Source organism: Neisseria sp. P0019.S002 (assembly GCF_051957155.1).
Lineage (GTDB): Bacteria > Pseudomonadota > Gammaproteobacteria > Burkholderiales > Neisseriaceae > Neisseria > Neisseria perflava.
In genome coordinates this window covers 1-464 of the sequence record NZ_JBQCWS010000104.1, presented here as the reverse complement: position 1 = coordinate 464, position 464 = coordinate 1, and the positions used below count along the sequence as shown (strand labels likewise).

The window sequence follows — 464 nt, the reverse complement described above, 5'->3', positions numbered from 1 at the left end:
ATTTGGAACCGCGGCCGGTAATCACGTTCAACACGCCTTTAGGCAGCAAGTGGTTGATTTCTTGAGCGAAGGACAACAGGCTCAATGAAGTGCTGGAAGAAGGGTGGATGACGATGGTACAACCTGCGGCCAATGCCGGAGCGATTTTCCATGCGGCCATCAAGAATGGGAAGTTCCAAGGAATGATTTGGCCGACAACGCCGATCGGTTCGCGCAAAACGATGGACAGGTCTTCGGCGTCAAGCTGGGTCGCAGTGCCTTCTTCGCCGCGGATCACGCTGGCGAAATAGCGGAAATGGTCGGAAGCCAAAGGCACGTCGGCGGCACGGGTTTCGCGGATCGGTTTGCCGTTGTCCAAGGTTTCTTGCAGGGCAAACAATTCGGCGTTTTCATCAATCACATCGGCGATTTTGTTCAAAATGGCCGCGCGTTCGGCAGTCGTGGTTTTGCGCCATGTTTTGAAT

General features: G+C 54.3%; 1 protein-coding gene. It reads right to left on the bottom strand.

The features are described from left to right. The coding region (locus tag ACTHTY_RS11795; RefSeq protein ID WP_440367816.1) for an aldehyde dehydrogenase family protein at positions 1-464 on the bottom strand (464 nt) is incomplete at both ends.